General features: G+C 64.2%; 14 protein-coding genes. All 14 read left to right on the top strand.

Going from position 1 to position 16,462, the window contains the following annotated elements; translation table 11 throughout:
- The first annotated feature begins 4 nt into the window (after positions 1-4).
- The 14 genes from mraY to D6201_RS06115 all read left to right on the top strand — a co-directional run bounded on the left by mraY (position 5) and on the right by D6201_RS06115 (position 16,312).
- Entirely contained in the window at positions 5-1,075 is a 1,071-nt protein-coding gene (mraY, locus tag D6201_RS06180; RefSeq protein ID WP_120048013.1) for a phospho-N-acetylmuramoyl-pentapeptide-transferase, read from the top strand.
- Entirely contained in the window at positions 1,072-2,415 is a 1,344-nt protein-coding gene (murD, locus tag D6201_RS06175) for a UDP-N-acetylmuramoyl-L-alanine--D-glutamate ligase (protein WP_120048012.1), read from the top strand. Before mraY ends, murD begins: the two co-directional genes overlap by 4 nt.
- Complete coding sequence (locus D6201_RS06170; RefSeq protein ID WP_120048011.1) at positions 2,412-3,641, top strand: FtsW/RodA/SpoVE family cell cycle protein; 1,230 nt, start codon at positions 2,412-2,414, stop codon at positions 3,639-3,641. Before murD ends, D6201_RS06170 begins: the two co-directional genes overlap by 4 nt.
- The gene (gene murG, locus D6201_RS06165; RefSeq protein ID WP_120048010.1) at positions 3,638-4,903 is read left to right on the top strand and encodes an undecaprenyldiphospho-muramoylpentapeptide beta-N-acetylglucosaminyltransferase; all 1,266 of its coding nucleotides are present in this window, start codon (positions 3,638-3,640) and stop codon (positions 4,901-4,903) included. The genes D6201_RS06170 and murG overlap by 4 nt, the downstream gene beginning before the upstream one ends.
- Positions 4,900-6,339, top strand: a complete 1,440-nt coding sequence (gene murC / locus D6201_RS06160) for a UDP-N-acetylmuramate--L-alanine ligase (RefSeq protein ID WP_120048009.1) — start codon at positions 4,900-4,902, stop codon at positions 6,337-6,339. Before murG ends, murC begins: the two co-directional genes overlap by 4 nt.
- Positions 6,336-7,295, top strand: a complete 960-nt coding sequence (gene murB / locus D6201_RS06155; RefSeq protein ID WP_242447451.1) for a UDP-N-acetylmuramate dehydrogenase — start codon at positions 6,336-6,338, stop codon at positions 7,293-7,295. Before murC ends, murB begins: the two co-directional genes overlap by 4 nt.
- Positions 7,296-7,299: 4 nt before the next feature.
- The gene (locus D6201_RS06150) at positions 7,300-8,268 is read left to right on the top strand and encodes a D-alanine--D-alanine ligase (RefSeq protein WP_120048008.1); all 969 of its coding nucleotides are present in this window, start codon (positions 7,300-7,302) and stop codon (positions 8,266-8,268) included.
- Positions 8,258-9,169 (top strand): cell division protein FtsQ/DivIB, encoded by a 912-nt coding sequence (locus D6201_RS06145; protein WP_120049238.1) that lies wholly within the window; start codon positions 8,258-8,260, stop codon positions 9,167-9,169. Before D6201_RS06150 ends, D6201_RS06145 begins: the two co-directional genes overlap by 11 nt.
- The gene (ftsA, locus tag D6201_RS06140) at positions 9,169-10,464 is read left to right on the top strand and encodes a cell division protein FtsA (protein ID WP_120048007.1); all 1,296 of its coding nucleotides are present in this window, start codon (positions 9,169-9,171) and stop codon (positions 10,462-10,464) included. The genes D6201_RS06145 and ftsA overlap by 1 nt, the downstream gene beginning before the upstream one ends.
- Positions 10,465-10,590: 126 nt before the next feature.
- Positions 10,591-12,342, top strand: a complete 1,752-nt coding sequence (gene ftsZ / locus D6201_RS06135; protein WP_120048006.1) for a cell division protein FtsZ — start codon at positions 10,591-10,593, stop codon at positions 12,340-12,342.
- Positions 12,343-12,416: 74 nt separating this feature from the next.
- Positions 12,417-13,925 (top strand): tetratricopeptide repeat protein, encoded by a 1,509-nt coding sequence (locus D6201_RS06130; protein WP_165853503.1) that lies wholly within the window; start codon positions 12,417-12,419, stop codon positions 13,923-13,925.
- A gap of 149 nt (positions 13,926-14,074) precedes the next feature.
- Complete coding sequence (locus tag D6201_RS06125; protein WP_120049237.1) at positions 14,075-14,581, top strand: type III secretion system chaperone family protein; 507 nt, start codon at positions 14,075-14,077, stop codon at positions 14,579-14,581.
- A 32-nt stretch (positions 14,582-14,613) separates the two neighbouring features.
- Complete coding sequence (locus D6201_RS06120; RefSeq protein WP_120048004.1) at positions 14,614-15,411, top strand: pyrroline-5-carboxylate reductase family protein; 798 nt, start codon at positions 14,614-14,616, stop codon at positions 15,409-15,411.
- Positions 15,412-15,538: 127 nt separating this feature from the next.
- A complete protein-coding gene (locus tag D6201_RS06115) occupies positions 15,539-16,312 on the top strand; it encodes a Bax inhibitor-1/YccA family protein (RefSeq protein WP_120048003.1) in 774 nt (257 codons plus the stop codon).
- Positions 16,313-16,462: the final 150 nt, after the last annotated feature.

The raw sequence follows: 16,462 nt of genomic DNA, 5'->3' as shown, positions 1-16,462 counted from the left end.
GCCGATGTTCTATTTCCTCGCCCAATTGCTTGAATTCGAAGGGGCGCTAAACCTCATCCGTTATCAGACCTTCCGTGCCGGTGCCGCCATGATGACGGCACTGATCATCGGCCTGGTTATCGGCCCGCGCTTCATCAACATGCTCCGCGTGCGACAGGGCAAGGGTCAGCCGATCCGTGCAGACGGGCCGGAAAGCCACCAGAAGAAGGTCGGTACGCCCACGATGGGCGGGCTGATGATCCTCACCGCGCTAACGATCTCGATGCTGCTATGGATGGATCTGGCGAGCCCCTTCGTCTGGGCCTGTCTTGCCGTGACGATGGGCTTCGGCCTGATCGGCTTTCTCGACGATTACGACAAGGTCACCAAGCGCAGCCACAAAGGTGTGTCCGGCAAGGTGCGCCTGCTGTTCGAATTCATCGTGGCAGGCATTGCGAGCTACTTGATCGTCAGCGAGATCAACACCAATCTCTATGTTCCCTTCGTGTTCGGCGGTTCGATCCCGCTCGGGCCGTTCTACTACGTTTTTGCCGCCTTCGTGATCGTCGGCGCGGGCAATGCCGTGAACCTGACGGATGGCCTTGATGGGCTGGCCACCATGCCCGTCGTGATCGCGGCAGGGGCCTTCCTTCTCATCTGCTACCTCGTCGGGCGCGTTGATTTTTCCGAGTATCTGGGCATTCCGCATGTGCCTGGCGCGGGTGAGCTTGCCATCCTTTGTGCTGCCATCATGGGTGCAGGTCTTGCTTTCCTGTGGTTCAACGCGCCGCCTGCGGCCGTCTTCATGGGCGACACCGGCTCTCTTGCGCTCGGCGGTGCACTTGGCGCGATCGCCGTGGCCAGTCATCACGAGATCGTGCTCGCCATCATTGGCGGGCTGTTCGTGCTCGAGGCGGTCAGCGTGATCGTGCAGGTCTTCTGGTTCAAGCGCACAGGGCGCCGCATTTTTCGCATGGCACCGATCCACCACCATTTCGAACAACTGGGCTGGAGCGAGAGCAAGGTCGTGATCCGTTTCTGGATCATCGCCATCGTTCTTGCCGTGATCGGCCTGGCGACGCTGAAACTGCGATGATCGTCGCGGACGCCTTTCGCGGCAGACGCTATGTCGTGCTCGGCCTTGCCCGGTCCGGCATGGCGACGGTCGAGACCCTGCTGGCAAGCGGAGCCGAGGTTACCGCTTGGGACCGCCGCCGCGAGCCGCGCGAGGCGCTGCAGGACCGCGCCACCATTGCAGACCCGCTGGAGATCGACCTGACCGGTTTCGACGGTGTGGTGGTGTCGCCCGGCGTTCCGCTCAACAGCCATCCGCTACAGCAGAAAGCGGCATCCGCCGGTGTGCCGATTGTCGGCGATATCGAGCTTTTCGCGCTCGCTCGGCAGGAATTGCCGCCGCACAAGGTCATCGGCATCACCGGCACGAACGGCAAGTCGACCACCACGGCGCTGGTCCATCACCTGCTCGATCATGCAGGCTACGCAGCGCGCATGGGCGGAAATATCGGCCTGCCCATTCTCGCGCAGGAGCCACTACCCGATGGCGGGGTTTATGTGCTCGAATTGTCGAGCTTCCAGATCGATCTCACGCGCTCGCTGGCATGCGAGGCGGCGGCACTCATAAATATCACGCCCGATCACCTCGATCGCTATCCCGATTTCGCGGCCTACGCCTTTGCCAAGGGACGGCTGCTGGCGATGCAGGGGGCGGGACAGTTTGCCGTGTTCGGCTGCGAGGATGCGCCGACGAGCGCGGTGCAGCAGGCCGAGGCCGCACGCCGCGCGCCGGACCGCGCGGTGTGTGTCGATGCCTGGGCCTGGTCCGCGCACCAGCAATCCTGGCCGAGCCTGCAGGGGCCGCACAATCTGCAGAATGCTGCGATTGCCGCCGCGCTCGTGCAAGAAATGGGCATGACCCAGGGACAGGTTCTCGAAGGACTGGCCAGCTTTGGCGGCCTGCCGCATCGGATGGAGCGGGTTGCCGAGACCGATGGCGTGTTTTTCATCAATGACAGCAAGGCAACCAACCCCGCTTCCACGGCGCCTGCGCTTGCTGCCTATCCGCCCATTGACGGCAAGCCGCGCATTCATTGGATTTGCGGAGGCCTTCCCAAGGAAGACAATCTGCACGATTGCGCGCCGTTTTTCGGTAATATCGCTTGCGCCTATACGATCGGAGAGGCCGGGCCGATGTTTACCGACATCCTGGCGCCGCATATAAGGGTCGAGCCATGCGAATTGCTGCCAGAGGCCGTGACTCGCGCTGTAGCAAATGCGCGCGATGGCGATGTCGTTATGCTCAGCCCGGCTTGTGCCAGCTTCGACCAGTTTCGTGATTACGAGGCGCGCGGCGATGCGTTTCGCGAACTGGTGACGGAGATCGGTGGTGGCGATGGCGAAACGAGGTCCGCGGAATGAGCGCGCGGCCGATCTATATCCCGCGTCCTGGGGAACGAAGCTCGCCTGCAAGCGGTCTGCGCGTCCGCCGTGACTGGAAGCGCGACCTGCGCGTCTGGTGGCGAGAGGTAGACCGCGTGCTGCTTGCGCTCGTCATCGTGCTGATGCTGCTGGGCACGCTCGCCGTCGCCGCCGCCTCTCCTGCCAGCGCGCAGCGGTTGTCGACGATGGAGATTTCGCTGCCTGACCTCTATTTCTTCTGGGCGCATGTGCGCATGCAATTTCTCGGCCTCAGCGTCCTGATCGCGACTTCGCTGATGCCGCTTGCCGTGATCCGGCGCGGCGCGATCGCGCTGGCGGGTGGCATGCTGTTCCTTCTCTTGCTGGTCCCGTTCATCGGGCATGAAGTGAACGGCGCGCGGCGCTGGATCAATGTCGGCATGTCCTTGCAGCCGAGCGAGTTCCTGAAGCCCGCTTTCGCAATCACGCTTGCCTGGATCCTGTCGTGGAAGCTGCGCGACCCCAAGCTGCCCGTGATCGGCACCTCGGGGGCACTTCTCGGGGCCATCGTCGTGCTGCTGATGCTACAGCCCAATCTGGGCGGGGCGATCCTGTTCGTGGGCACCTGGTTCGTGATGGTGATGCTGGCGGGACTGCCGCTGCAGCGCATCGGCATGCTCACGGGCGCGGGCGTCGCCCTGATGCTCGCGGCCTATCTGTTCTACGACAATGCCCGCAATCGCATCGACTCTTTCCTTGGCGGGCCGACGGCCTACGATCATGTCGATCTGGCGGGCCGCACCTTGCAGGGCGGTGGCTGGTTCGGCAGCGGCATCTGGTTGGGTGAAAACAAGATGCGCCTGCCCGAAGCGCATACGGATTATATCTTCTCGGTAATCGGGGAGGAATTCGGCCTCATCGTCTGCGCCATCGTCGTGGCGCTTTATCTCGCCATTGTGCTGCGCGTGCTTGTACGGCTGGTCGAGGAAGATCGCCTTTTCATCATCCTTGCTGCCAGCGGATTGACCGCGATGCTGGGCGGGCAGGCCTTCATCAATATTCTGGTCAACCTGCAGCTGTTCCCCAGCAAGGGCATGACACTGCCCTTGGTGAGCTATGGCGGATCGTCCACGCTCGCCATCTGTTTCACCGTCGGGCTGCTTCTGGCCGTGACGCGGCGAAACCCCTATCTCGACCGGGAGCCGTTCGACCTGAAAGGCTCGTTGGAAAAAGAGGGTGAATTATGACCGCATCGTCCCGCCATTTCGTGCTGGCGGCCGGAGGCACCGGCGGACACCTCACGCCCGCTTTCGCATTGGCGCACGAGTTGGAGCGGCGCGGGCACCATGTCGCGCTCATCACCGATGAACGCGGCGCGGCCATCCCCGGCAAACCCGATTTCCTGACCGCGCATGTGCTGCCCGCAGGCCGGTTCGGAAAGAACCCGCTGCACTGGATCAAGGGCATATCCGCTGTCCTCAAGGGGCGCGGCATGGCGAAACGACTTTATGAGACATTCGCCCCCAGTGCCGTGATCGGTTTCGGTGGCTATCCGGCGCTGCCGGCTCTGCTTGCTGCACAATCGAGCGGCGTGCCCACCGTCATTCACGAACAGAATGCGGTGCTCGGCCGGGTCAATCGCCTGATGGCCGGACGCGTCGATGCGATCGCCACGGCTTATCCCGATGTCGACCGGCTGGATGCGAAGCACGAGGGCAAGGTGCATCTTGTCGGTAACCCCGTGCGTCCCGGCGTGCTGGCGCTGCGCGATGAGCCTTTTCCGACTTTCACCGAAGAAGGCCTGTTTCGCGTTCTGGTCACCGGCGGAAGCCAGGGCGCGCGTGTGCTAAGCGAGATCGTGCCGGACGGTTTGGCCATGTTGCCAATGGCGCTTCGCAGTCGCCTGCAGATCACCCAGCAATGCCGCCCGGAAGATCTGGAGCGGGTGCGCACGAAATACGCCGAATACGGCATCGCCGCGGAACTCGGCACATATTTCGAGGATATGGCCGCGCGGCTGGCCGACGCACATTTGTTCATCGGTCGCGCGGGAGCATCAACGATCGCCGAACTGACGGCTGTCGGCCGCCCGGCCATCCTCATCCCGCTTCCCATCGCGACCGACGATCACCAGAGTGCCAATGTCCGTGAAATGGTGAAGGCGGGCGGAGCGCGGGCGATCAAACAGCCGATGAGCACGGTCGCCGATCTCGACAGTGCGGGCTTTTCCGACAAGGCGAATGCCGACCGGGCGAAGCAATCCGACACGCTGCAGCGTCTGGCGAAGGATGTCAGCCGGCAAATTCAGGCGATGGCGCAGCGCCCGGAAACGCTCGCAAATGCGGCACATGCGGCGTGGAACTGCGGCAGGCCGAAAGCTGCAAGTGACCTGGCCGATCTTGTCGAGGGCTTCGGCGGAGCGGACATGATGGATGTAATCCGTGTCGGCGAGAACAATGCGCGCGGCGCTTCGCAAGGTGCCGAAGTTGGCCAGGGGGCATCGTCTTGAAGGCTATCGGCACAGATATCGGGACGATCCACTTCGTTGGCATTGGCGGCATCGGCATGTCCGGCATTGCCGAGGTGATGCACAATCTCGGCTATAGCGTGCAGGGCAGCGACCTGAAGGACAGCCCGCGGGTCGAGGCCTTGCGGGAAAGCGGTATCTCCGTCGCCATCGGCCATGACGCGGCCAATCTCGGCGATGCGGCGGTGGTGGTGACTTCCACCGCTGTGAAGCGCACGAACCCTGAAGTGGCAGCTGCGCTCGAGAATCGCATCCCGGTGGTCAAGCGCGCCGAAATGCTCGCCGAATTGATGCGCCTGAAAAAGACCGTCGCCGTCGCGGGCACGCATGGCAAGACGACGACCACCAGCATGGTGGCTGCGCTGCTCGATGCGGGCGGGGTCGATCCCACTGTCATCAATGGCGGTATCATCGAAAGCTACGGCTCCAACGCGCGGCTGGGCGACAGCGACTGGATGGTGGTGGAAGCCGACGAGAGCGACGGAAGCTTCCTACGCCTCGACGGCACGATCGCGGTCGTCACCAATATCGATCCCGAACATCTCGACCATTACGGCAGTTTCGACGCGGTGAAGGACGCCTTCGCGCAGTTCATCGAAAACGTGCCCTTCTACGGCGCAGCGGTGCTGTGCCTCGATCATGACGAGGTCCGCAACGTGATCGCCAAGGTGCGGGACCGGCGCGTCATCACTTACGGATTCTCACCACATGCCGATGTGCGAGCGGAAAATGTCGAACCCGATGGCGGGCTCACCCGCTTCGACGTGGTGCAGACAGGACGCGACGGGGCGGAGACGCGGATCGAGGGTGTCGAGCTTACCATGCCCGGCCGTCACAATGTCCAGAACGCGCTCGCAGCCATCGCGGTGGCGCTGGAAATGGACTGCCCCGCGGACAGCATTCGCGACGGCTTCGCCCGCTTCGGCGGCGTGAAGCGCCGTTTCAGCCATGTCGGCGAGATCGACCTCGGCCAAGAAGTCGGCGTCAAGGTGATCGACGACTACGCGCACCATCCGGTCGAAATCCGCGCTGTGCTCTCCGCCGCGCGCGATGCGGCATCCGGCCGGGTCGTCGCAGTCGTCCAGCCGCATCGCTACACGCGGCTGCGCGACCTGCTGGAGGATTTTCAGGGCGCATTCGGCGACGCCGATCTGATCTACGCCGCGCCCGTCTATCCCGCCGGCGAGGAACCGATCGAGGATGTGGACGAAAACGCGCTGGTGGCCGGTCTGAAGGCGCGCGGCCATCGCCATGCCGAAGCTGTGGACGATCCCGCCGATCTTGCAGAAAGGCTGAGCGCGGCGCTTGCGCCGGGCGACATGGTGGTCTGCCTTGGTGCAGGCGACATCACCAAATGGGCGGCTGGGCTCGCCGGCGATGTCGCGAAATTTCGCAGCCGTGAGGGACGCGCAGGATGATACAGCCAGACGATCAGATGCGGTGCGATCATGCTCCCGGATCGGATGAAGGACAGCAGGGAAGCGTCGGCCATGTTCCGCAGGATACGCGCGGCGACCTGACGAAAAAGGCTCCGCTGGCCAAGCTGGTGTGGTTCAAGAGCGGCGGCGCAGCGGACTGGCTTTTCGAGCCTGCCGACATGGAGGATCTGACGAGCTTCCTCTCCGCGCTGGAACCCGGAACGCCGGTGATGGCGCTGGGCCTCGGGTCGAATCTCATCATCCGCGATGGCGGCGTGCCAGGCGTGGTGGTGCGGCTGGGCAAGCCCTTTTCCAGCACCGAGGTGAAGCGCGATTGCGTGATCGAATGCGGCGGCGGTGCGCCGGGTATCCTCGTCGCCTCGGCGGCTCGCGATGCGGGGATTGCGGGGCTGGAATTCCTGCGCGGCATTCCCGGCACTGTCGGCGGGTTCGTGCGCATGAATGGCGGTGCCTATGGCCGCGAAGTCGCGGATATTCTTGTCGATTGCGACGTGGTGATGCCCGATGGCAATTGCGTCACCCTGCCGGTCGGCGATCTCGATTACTCTTACCGCCATTCGCGCCTGCCGGAAGGCGCCATCGTCGTTGCCGCGCGCTTCAAGGGCGATCCGGGCGATCCCGAAGAGATCGGCGCGGAAATGGACCGCATCGCGGACGAGCGAGAGAATTCGCAGCCGCTCCGCACGAAGACCGGGGGTTCCACTTTCAAGAATCCGGAAGGCGGCAAGGCCTGGCAGCTCGTCGACAAGGCAGGATGCCGCGGCCTGGAACTGGGCGGAGCGCAGGTAAGCGAGAAGCACACGAATTTCCTGATCAATCATGGCGATGCCACCAGTTCCGATATCGAGGGATTGGGTGAGGAAGTGCGCCGCCGGGTGGCCGAGGCGACCGGCGTGAATCTCGAATGGGAAATCAAGCGGGTAGGACGGCCCTGACCTGATGGCGCGTCTTGGACCCCGTCATATTCTCGTCCTGATGGGCGGCTGGGCTAATGAGCGCGAAGTCTCGCTCATGTCGGGAAAGGGCGTCGCCGATGCGCTCGAGAGCGCGGGCCACCGCGTCACCCGGCTGGATATGGATCGTGATGTCGCCGCGAAAATCCGCGAAGCCGCGCCTGATGTGGTGTTCAACGCGCTCCATGGCGTCCCCGGAGAGGACGGCACGGTGCAGGGAATGCTCGATCTGATGCAGGTGCCCTACACCCATTCGGGCCTCGCGACCTCGGTCGTCGCCATCGACAAGGAGTTGACCAAGCAGGCGCTGGTGCCGCACGGAATTCCGATGCCGGGCGGGCGCATCGTCACATCGGCGGAGCTGCACGATGCGGATCCTATCGCGCGGCCCTATGTGCTCAAGCCCGTCAATGAGGGGTCTTCGGTCGGCGTCGCCATCGTCACCGATGACAGCGATTGCGGCAATCCGATCGCGCGCGATGCGAAGGGGCCGTGGCAGCAATTCGAAACCTTGCTAGCGGAGCCGTATATCCGCGGGCGCGAGTTGACCACGGCGGTGATCGATACCGGCGAAGGCACGAAGGCGCTGGGCGTGACCGAGCTGATCATCGAAAGCGGCTTCTACGATTTCGAGCACAAATATACTGATGGGCGAACGACCCATGTCTTCCCCGCCGATATTCCGGACCACATTGCCGGACTGTGCCTTCGCTATGCCGAGCAGGCGCACCGCGTGCTGGGTTGCCACGGCACCAGCCGCACGGATTTCCGCTGGGACGACGAGCGCGGCGAGGTCGGGCTGTTCGTGCTGGAAACCAACACCCAGCCGGGAATGACGCCGCTCAGTCTGGTGCCGGAGCAGGCCAAGCATTGCGGCATCGATTATCCGAGCCTGTGCGAAATGATCGTCGAGGATGCGCTTCGCCGCGCCGGGAAGATGGGCGATGGCGCGTAAGGTCACCCGCAAGGCGAAGGGCGTGCGGCGCCAGGCGCGCGCGCAGGGCAACAGCCAGCGCATGCGGAACGCGCGAAAGCAAGGCAGGTCCGTCATCGGCCGGGCGCTCGGCATGCTGCCCTTCACCGAGGAACAGCTGCAGAAGGCCTTCACCGTCCTGATCTTTGCCGGCGCGATCGCCGGTCTGCTGTTTCTCGCGCAAGTCAGCGGCGCGATCGCGGTGGCCTCCGATCGCGTGGCCCATGTCGCTTCCAATGCCGGCTTTCGCGTCGCCAATGTCAAGGTCAGCGGCACCGAGCGAATGAACGAAATGGCGGTCTACGAACGCGCCCTGGGGCGGCAGGATCTCGCCATGACCCGTGTCGATCTCGATGGCTTGAGAGAGGAATTGCTGGCGCTGTCATGGGTGCGCGATGCGCGCGTATCGCGCCAGCTTCCCGCCACGCTGGTGGTCGATATCATCGAGCGGGAACCGCACGCCGTGCTCGCGCGTGCGGACAGGCTGATGCTGATCGATCCCACGGGCGTGGAGCTGGAGCCGATCGCCCGCGCCGATGCCGGCGATTACATGCTGATCGAAGGCCCCGGCGCGCAGGACCGCGTCGAGGAATTGACCGCGCTGCTTGATGCTGCGCCTGCCCTGCAGAGCCAGATCAAGGGCGCCGAATGGGTCGGCAATCGCCGCTGGAACCTGACCTTCGCTACCGATCAGCGTCTCGCCCTGCCGGAAGGCGAGGCCAAGGCCGCAGCGGCGCTGATCAGCTTTGCGCAGGCAGACGGGCGCAACCGTTTGATCGGCGGGCAAGCGGTGAGCTTCGACCTGCGCAATGCGCCGCGCATGTATATGAGCGTGCCGGGCCGGGCAGAGGCGCAGGAAGTCGAAACGGGGGAAGACAGCTGATGGCCAGCCAGCAGCGCATCGCGCGCGTCATCGGCGCGGTCAATATCGGCTCCTTCCGCATTTCCGCGATGATCGCCGCGCTTACCGAGAATGGTGAGATGCAAGTGCTGGGCAGCGGTCACCGCGCCAGCCAGGGCATTGCGCGCGGCTATGTCGTCGACATGGCGGCGGCGACCCATGCGGTTCGCGATGCGCTGGACCGGGCCGAACGGCTGGCGGGCACGAGCGTCGACAGTGTGTGGATCGGCTGTTCGGGCGCGGGGCTCACGAGTGAAATTCGCCCGGTGGAGATCGAGGTCGGCGGCAGGCGGATCGAGGAAGAGGATATCGAGGCCGTGCTGCTTGCCGCGCGCGAGACGATCGCGCCCGATGGCCGCAGCGTCCTGCATGCGCAACCGGCCTGCTATTTCCTCGACGGGGCACATGGCGTGGCCAATCCCAAAGGGCTGCATGCGGAGCGGCTGGGCGTCGATATTCACGTCATGCTCGCCGATGGCGCGCCGATGCGCAATGTTATGGAGTCGGTGCAGAACGCGCATTTCGAAGTCGAAGGCGTGGTCGCCAGCCCGCTCGCCACCGGCTTCGCCTGCCTGACCGCCGAAGAGCGCGACCTTGGCGTGGCGATGGTGGAAATGGGCGGCGAAGTGACGAATGTCTCAGTCTATGCCGGGGGCATGCTTGTCGGGCTGACCGCCATTCCAAAGGGATCGGGCGATATAACCGATGCCATTGCCAGCGCCTTTTCCATTCGCCGTTTCCAGGCCGAAAGGCTGAAATGCGTCAATGGATCTGCCATCGCCAGCCCGACCGATCACCGCGAGATGATCCCCGTCACCGCACCCGGCGAGCAGGCCCGCGGGCCCGTCGCGCGGGGGGCGGACGATCGCAATCAGGTGCCGCGCGCCGAACTGATCGGCGTCATCACCGGAGAGCTCGATGCGCTGATGCGCGACGTCGGCAAGGCTCTGGATGGCATGGGCTTCACCGGCGGCCAGCCGGGATCGCGCGCGCGCCAGGTCGTCATCACCGGTGGCGGTGCGGAACTGGCGGGCCTCGCGGATTATGCGCAGAGCACGTTGGGCGTGCCGGTCCGCATCGGCCGCCCGGTGGCGCTTAAGGGCCTGCCGGAAGCGCATAGCGCGCCCGGTTTTGCCACGCTGGCCGGGCTCGTTCTCTACGCCGCGGAAGACCCGGTGGACATCCGCTCGGTCGGCTCGCGCTTCATGCAAACCGGATCCTACGGCCCGATCGCCTCGGTCATGCGTGTCTGGTCGGCGATGAAGGAGTATTTCTAGGCCTATGCAAGGCTGTGGATACTACCGTAAAGCGCTTCGTGCCCTAGGTGGCTTTATGGCATTGCTGGGGCGAGATATTTTACGCGCGCGCGATACCTGCCCGCGTATGACCGGGGAAATTTTGGAATGAGCATCAATATCGGCCCGCCTTCCGTCGAGGAACTTCGTCCGCGCATTACCGTGATCGGTGTCGGCGGTGCGGGCGGAAACGCCATCGCCAACATGATCGAGTCCGAAATCGAGGGCGTCGACTTCATCGTCGCCAATACCGATGCGCAGGCACTCAATTCCTCTGCCGCCGAGCACCGCATCCAGCTCGGCCCCGACATCACGCAGGGCCTCGGCGCAGGCTCCCGGCCCGAAGTCGGCCGCGCTGCCGCTGAAGAGACCGTGGAAGACATCGAGCGCGCGCTGGAAGGCGTCAACATGGTCTTCATCGCAGCCGGCATGGGCGGCGGCACCGGCACCGGTGCTGCGCCGGTCATCGCCAAGACCGCGCGCGACAAGGGTATCCTCACCGTCGGCGTCGTGACCAAGCCGTTCCTGTTCGAAGGCACACGCCGGATGCGCAGTGCCGAAAGTGGCATCGACGAACTGCAGAAGAACGTCGATACGCTGATCGTCATTCCGAACCAGAACCTGTTCCTGGTGGCCAAGGCCGAAACCACGTTCAAGGAAGCGTTCCTGCTGGCCGACGAGGTGCTGCAACAGGGGGTGCGCTCCATCACCGACCTGATGGTGATGCCGGGCCTGATCAATCTCGACTTTGCTGACGTGCGCTCGGTCATGGGCGAAATGGGCAAGGCGATGATGGGCACGGGCGAGGGCGAGGGCGATGCCCGCGCGCTCGAAGCGGCCGAACGCGCCATTGCCAATCCCTTGCTCGACGGCGTGAGCATGGCGGGCGCGAAGGGCGTCATCATTTCCATCATCGGCGGCGAGGACATGAAGCTGCTCGAAGTGGACGAGGCCGCGAACCATATTCGCGAGCTGGTCGATCCGGAGGCAAACATCATCTGGGGCAGTGCCTTCAATCCGGAACTCGACGGCAAGATTCGCGTCAGCGTGGTCGCGACGGGCATAGAGCAGACCGGCGAACAGCCTGCCGATGTTTCGCGCCCGCTCGATCTTTCCGCCGCGCGTGGGCCGTCCCGCCCGGCAATCCCCATTCCGGTGGAAGACGATCTTTCCGCCGATGATGAGGACGATGCGCTTGAACTGTCCGCGATGGACGAGGCCGATGACGTGTCGTCGCCCGCGTCGGAAGCTTCGCCCGCGTCGGAAGCCGAACTCGACATGTCCGAGACTGAGACGACCTCCCGCGATAAGCCGAGTGATACGCTCACATCGCCGACCGAGAATGACAGCTTCGGCGGCTCGGTTGGAGACGGCTTCGCCTCCGATCCGATCGAGAGCGAAGAGGTTCCCGGCGATGGAGGCAATACGCTCGACCTCATGGGTGCCGATGCCGTCGACGATACCGCAGCGAGTAGCGAAGGCGAGAACGGAAGCAATGCCGCTGACCATGGTGACGGCGACGAGTTGCTGCTCGATGCCAGCCGCCTCGCCGATGTGGACGAGCCGGTCCAGCCTGCTGGCGGACGGCGTGCGCGCATGCTTGGCGGTGCCGACGGGAGTGACGACGCGGAAAGTGCTGGCGACAGCGGCAATGCCGGCGCCGGCGCGGGCGGAGCGACAGCAGCTTCGCCAGCACCTGCAGCGCCGACTCCTCCACCATCCGGCGGCGGCAGCACGCTGTTCGAGCGGATGGCCAATCTCTCCCGTCAGGGCAAAGCCGATGACGAAGACGACGATGATGACGAGGATGGCGGTTCCATGCGCATTCCGCGGTTCCTCGGCCGTCAGAACAACCAGTAACGGACACGGCTTATCGTATGTTCGGGGGCGATTGTTCTCGCCCGGTTCAGGCGTTTCGCGATAGGGCGCGATGCATGACGACATCGCCCCCTTTTCTCTTCGCTTTTTCATCGGCCGCGCTCGGGATGGCGGCCATTGCCGCGCCGCATTCCGCGGCTGCGCAGGAAATCGTGCAGCCGGTTCCCGAAGCGGCAAGTGCGCAGCTTGCCGCCGCCGAGCGTCGGCTGGCGCGCAATCCCGACAGCATACCCGCCCTGCTCGAGGCGGGCAGGGCCGCGCTGGCTCTGGGTGAAGTGGACGCGGCGCTGCGCTTCTTCAATCGCGCGCAGGCCCGCAGGCCCGACGATGGTCGCGTGCTGGCCGGGCTGGCGCTGGTCGCCGTTCGGCGGGGCGAGGGACTGGCGGCTGTTCAGCTGTTCCAGAATGCGCATGATCAGGGAACGTCCGTTACCGCGCATGCGGGGGATCGCGGGCTCGCCTACGATCTCATCGGCAACAACGTGCGCGCCCAGCAATATTACCGGCAGGCGCTGAGCCGCCAGCCAAGCGACGAAGTGATCCGTCGCCTTGCTCTTTCATATGCGATGTCCGGCGATGCGGCGGCTTCGGAGGCGACCCTGCTGCCGCTTCTCCAGCGGCAGGACCGCCGCGCCTATCGCACGCGCGCCTTCGCGCTCGCCATTCTGGGTCGGGATCAGGAAGCGATCACCATCGCCGAGACGATGTTGCCCGCGCGTTTCGCCAGCCGCCTCGCGCCGTACTTGCGATATATGCCTAGCCTGACGACCGGCCAGCAGGCGGCGGCGGCCAATCTCGGACGTTTCCCGCCTGCCTCGCGCATGGGGCGCGAGCCTGCGGTCGTCGCTGCGGCACCAGCGCCCGCACCACCACCGGCGCGCCCTGTACCGGCGAATGACAGGCTGACACCCACGGGTGAACCGCTCGGCAGGCCGGCAAGCACGGGCGGGGAATTGCCCGCCACCGGATCTGCGACGACGCTACCGACCGTCGCTACGCGCGAGATCTCGGCCCCGCTTCCGGCGGCAGCCGCGCCAGCGCAGCCCGATGCCGCCACTGTTGTGACGCTGGACGATGCCGCGGCATTCCCGCCCGCCGAGGAGGCGCGGCCGTCCTTTTCCATTACCGAGGCCGAGCCTGCCTCCCAAGAGCAGGTCGACCTGGCGAGCGCTTTCGCCGACTTCACCCTGCCTGCCGAAGGGATGGACGTTCCGCGCAGCGCCGACGCCGTCGATATCACCGCGATCACGCCGGCGCGCGAGGCCGAGCCGGACGCCGCGCCGCCTCCGCCCGCCAATCCGAGCCGCCACTGGGTGCAGGTCGCGACCGGGCAGGACATTGCGGCATTCCGTTTCGACTGGCGCCGGATCGTGCGCAATTCGGACGGGCTGCTCGAAGGTCGCGATCCCTTCACGACGCCGTGGAACCAGACGAATCGACTGCTGACCGGTCCGTTCGATTCGCGCAGCGCCGCGCAGCAATTCGTCACCGAACTGGCCGGGGCTGGCGTCGATGCGTTCCGTTTCACCAGCGCCGAAGGCGAAGAGGTCCGCCCCGTCGACTGATCGGCCCGCCTCCTTGCGGGAGGCTTTTGTGCACACCTTGCCAACAGGCGAAATGCGTTTTGCCCAGCCGCGAACGGTCGCTCGATTGCGTGAAGAATACCTGCCATCGCATTAAGCATGTCCATGAAGGGCAAGGGTCGCAGGACAGCATGAACACCGAACGCGAGATCATCGAACGGGCCGACGACGCGGCGCCGGTGGAGATGCTCACTGCGCTTTTCGAGGCGCATGGCTGGGCATTCGAGCAGGTGTCGGACGACGAGGTTACGGTCGAGATCCCAGGCAGTTGGACGACATACCAGCTGCGCGGCATCTGGCGGCGCGAGGACCGGGTCTTGCAATTGCTCTGTCTGCCGGAAATTCGCGTTGGCGAGGACAAGCGCCGCAATGCTTTCGAGTTGCTGGCGCTGATCAACGAACAGCTCTGGCTCGGGCATTTCGATATCTGGTCGCAGGGAGGCATGCTGCTGTATCGTCACGGTTTGATGCTTGGCGACGATGGCATGCTCAGCCTCGACATGGCGCAGCATGCCATCGAAAGCGCCATTGCGGAGTGCGACCGGTTCTACCCGGCATTCCAGTTCGTGCTGTGGGGCGACAAGGGGCCGCGAGAGGCGCTGGATGCCGCGCTGGTGGACGCTGCGGGAGAGGCTTGACCTCTCCTCGCCTGCATCCGAAATGCGCGGCCATGACATTTGAAAAGATCCTGATCGTCGGCTGCGGCAACATGGCGGGCGCTATGCTCGAAGGCTGGCTTGCCGCCGGTCTGCCGCGAGAGAATTTCACCGTTGTAACGCCCACGCGCACAAGTGTGCCGGGCGATGTCGAATTGCTGCGCGAAGTGCCGGATGGCCGCGTGTTCGACGCCGTGCTGTTGGGCTTCAAGCCCTACATGCTTGCCGACATTGCGCTGACCTTGCAGGGCGTGGTGGAGGGAGCGAGCGTGCTGTCGGTCCTTGCCGGTGTGCAGCTCGAGACACTGCGCGAACGCTTCCCCGATGCGGGATCTGTCGTGCGGGTGATGCCGAACCTCGCCTGTGCGATCGGAAAGTCGCCCGTCGCGCTGGCAGAAGAGGGACTGGGCGAGGCGGAGCGCGATGATCTGGTCGCCTTCATCGACCATCTCGGCACTCCCGCCTGGGTGGGAGAGGACCGCTTCGATCTTGTTACCGCGCTGGCCGGTAGCGGACCAGCCTTTGTCTATCGCTTCATCGACGCGCTGGCGGCAGGTGCGACCCGGCTCGGTCTGCCGGAGGATCAGGCGCGCGAACTGGCGATTGCGATGACTGAGGGCGCGAGCGCCCTGACAGCGCGATCCGAGCATCCGCCCGGCAAGCTCGCCGACATGGTCGCCAGCCCCGGCGGCGTGACGCGCAAGGGGATGGACGTGCTGGACGAGGACGAAGCATTGACCAGGCTGATGACCGAAACCCTGCGCGCAGCCCGCGATCGCAGCATCGAGATGTCCAGGGAAGCGCGCAAATAGGCGGGTTGCAGGGTTAATACGACACTTTGGTCAAATGGCCTGGTTTCCCTTGAAAATTGCCCGAAAAATCCCGATATTGTCTCTACGCCGGCCCATACGGGAGGCCGGGCAACGGAGTTTTGAAAACATGGCAAATTGGAACGACGAGCGCACGACCCGGCAGGGTTTCGGCGTGCCGCCGAGCCAGACGGGCGATGTGACAAGCCGCACGAGTTTCGATGCCGGCCTGCGCAAGCACATGCTGTCGATTTACAACTACATGGCATCGGGCATCATGCTGACCGGTATCGTCGCGCTGCTGACCTGGCAGTCTGGCTTGGCTATCGAGATCATGACCGGTCCGCTACGCTGGATTGTGGCTCTTGCTCCCCTGGCGATTGTTTTTGCGATGAGCTTTGGTCGTAACAAGTTTTCGACCGTCACGCTGCAGGCTATGTATTGGGGATTTGCTGTCCTCATGGGCCTATCGCTTTCTTCGGTTTTTGCAGTCTACACCGGCCCGTCAATCGCCGTGACGTTTTTTGCAACGGCCGGCGCTTTTGCTGGCTTGAGCCTGTGGGGGTACACTACGCAAAAGGATATTTCCGGTTGGGGGAGCTTCCTTGTCATGGGCGTGGTCGGCCTCATCATTGCGATGGTCGCCAACATGTTCATACAGTCGGAAGGGCTTGCGATGGCGATCCCTTTCATCGGAGTTCTGGTGTTCGCAGGTTTGACTGCATACGACACTCAGCGCTTGAAGATGGATTATCTGACCATCCAGCAGGCTAAGATGACCAATCCCTCTGTCGCCGCGGCTTTTCCGCTGGGCAAGATGGTCGTGATGGGCGCGCTGAGCCTGTATCTGAACTTCATTAACATGTTCCTGTTTCTCCTGCAGTTCATGGGCAGCCGCGAATAGGAATTTGCGCAGCGGCTCAAAGCGCGCCGCAAGCGAACTTTCAACGGATCGCCCGGGGAGCATAAGTGCTTCCCGGGCATTTTCTTTTGGCGCTCGGGCCTTTAGTCAGCGCAGCTTAACCACGTTCCCACGATCTTCGTGGACGAGAGG

The sequence above is a fragment of the Aurantiacibacter aquimixticola genome, assembly GCF_003605475.1.
GTDB classification, from domain to species: Bacteria; Pseudomonadota; Alphaproteobacteria; order Sphingomonadales; family Sphingomonadaceae; genus Alteraurantiacibacter; species Alteraurantiacibacter aquimixticola_B.
This window is presented reverse-complemented; position numbering and strand designations above follow the sequence as displayed.

Excerpts from the sequence above, each read along its gene's own strand:
- mraY (WP_120048013.1), top strand. The coding sequence starts at position 5 with ATGTTCTATTTCCTCGCCCAATTGCTTGAATTCGAAGGGGCGCTAAAC.
- murD (WP_120048012.1), top strand. The coding sequence starts at position 1,072 with ATGATCGTCGCGGACGCCTTTCGCGGCAGACGCTATGTCGTGCTCGGC.
- D6201_RS06170 (WP_120048011.1), top strand. The coding sequence starts at position 2,412 with ATGAGCGCGCGGCCGATCTATATCCCGCGTCCTGGGGAACGAAGCTCG.
- ftsA (WP_120048007.1), top strand. The coding sequence starts at position 9,169 with ATGGCCAGCCAGCAGCGCATCGCGCGCGTCATCGGCGCGGTCAATATC.
- murB (WP_242447451.1), top strand. The coding sequence starts at position 6,336 with ATGATACAGCCAGACGATCAGATGCGGTGCGATCATGCTCCCGGATCG.
- ftsZ (WP_120048006.1), top strand. The coding sequence starts at position 10,591 with ATGAGCATCAATATCGGCCCGCCTTCCGTCGAGGAACTTCGTCCGCGC.
- D6201_RS06130 (WP_165853503.1), top strand. The coding sequence starts at position 12,417 with ATGACGACATCGCCCCCTTTTCTCTTCGCTTTTTCATCGGCCGCGCTC.
- D6201_RS06120 (WP_120048004.1), top strand. The coding sequence starts at position 14,614 with ATGACATTTGAAAAGATCCTGATCGTCGGCTGCGGCAACATGGCGGGC.
- D6201_RS06125 (WP_120049237.1), top strand. The coding sequence starts at position 14,075 with ATGAACACCGAACGCGAGATCATCGAACGGGCCGACGACGCGGCGCCG.
- murG (WP_120048010.1), top strand. The coding sequence starts at position 3,638 with ATGACCGCATCGTCCCGCCATTTCGTGCTGGCGGCCGGAGGCACCGGC.
- D6201_RS06145 (WP_120049238.1), top strand. The coding sequence starts at position 8,258 with ATGGCGCGTAAGGTCACCCGCAAGGCGAAGGGCGTGCGGCGCCAGGCG.
- D6201_RS06115 (WP_120048003.1), top strand. The coding sequence starts at position 15,539 with ATGGCAAATTGGAACGACGAGCGCACGACCCGGCAGGGTTTCGGCGTG.
- D6201_RS06150 (WP_120048008.1), top strand. The coding sequence starts at position 7,300 with ATGGCGCGTCTTGGACCCCGTCATATTCTCGTCCTGATGGGCGGCTGG.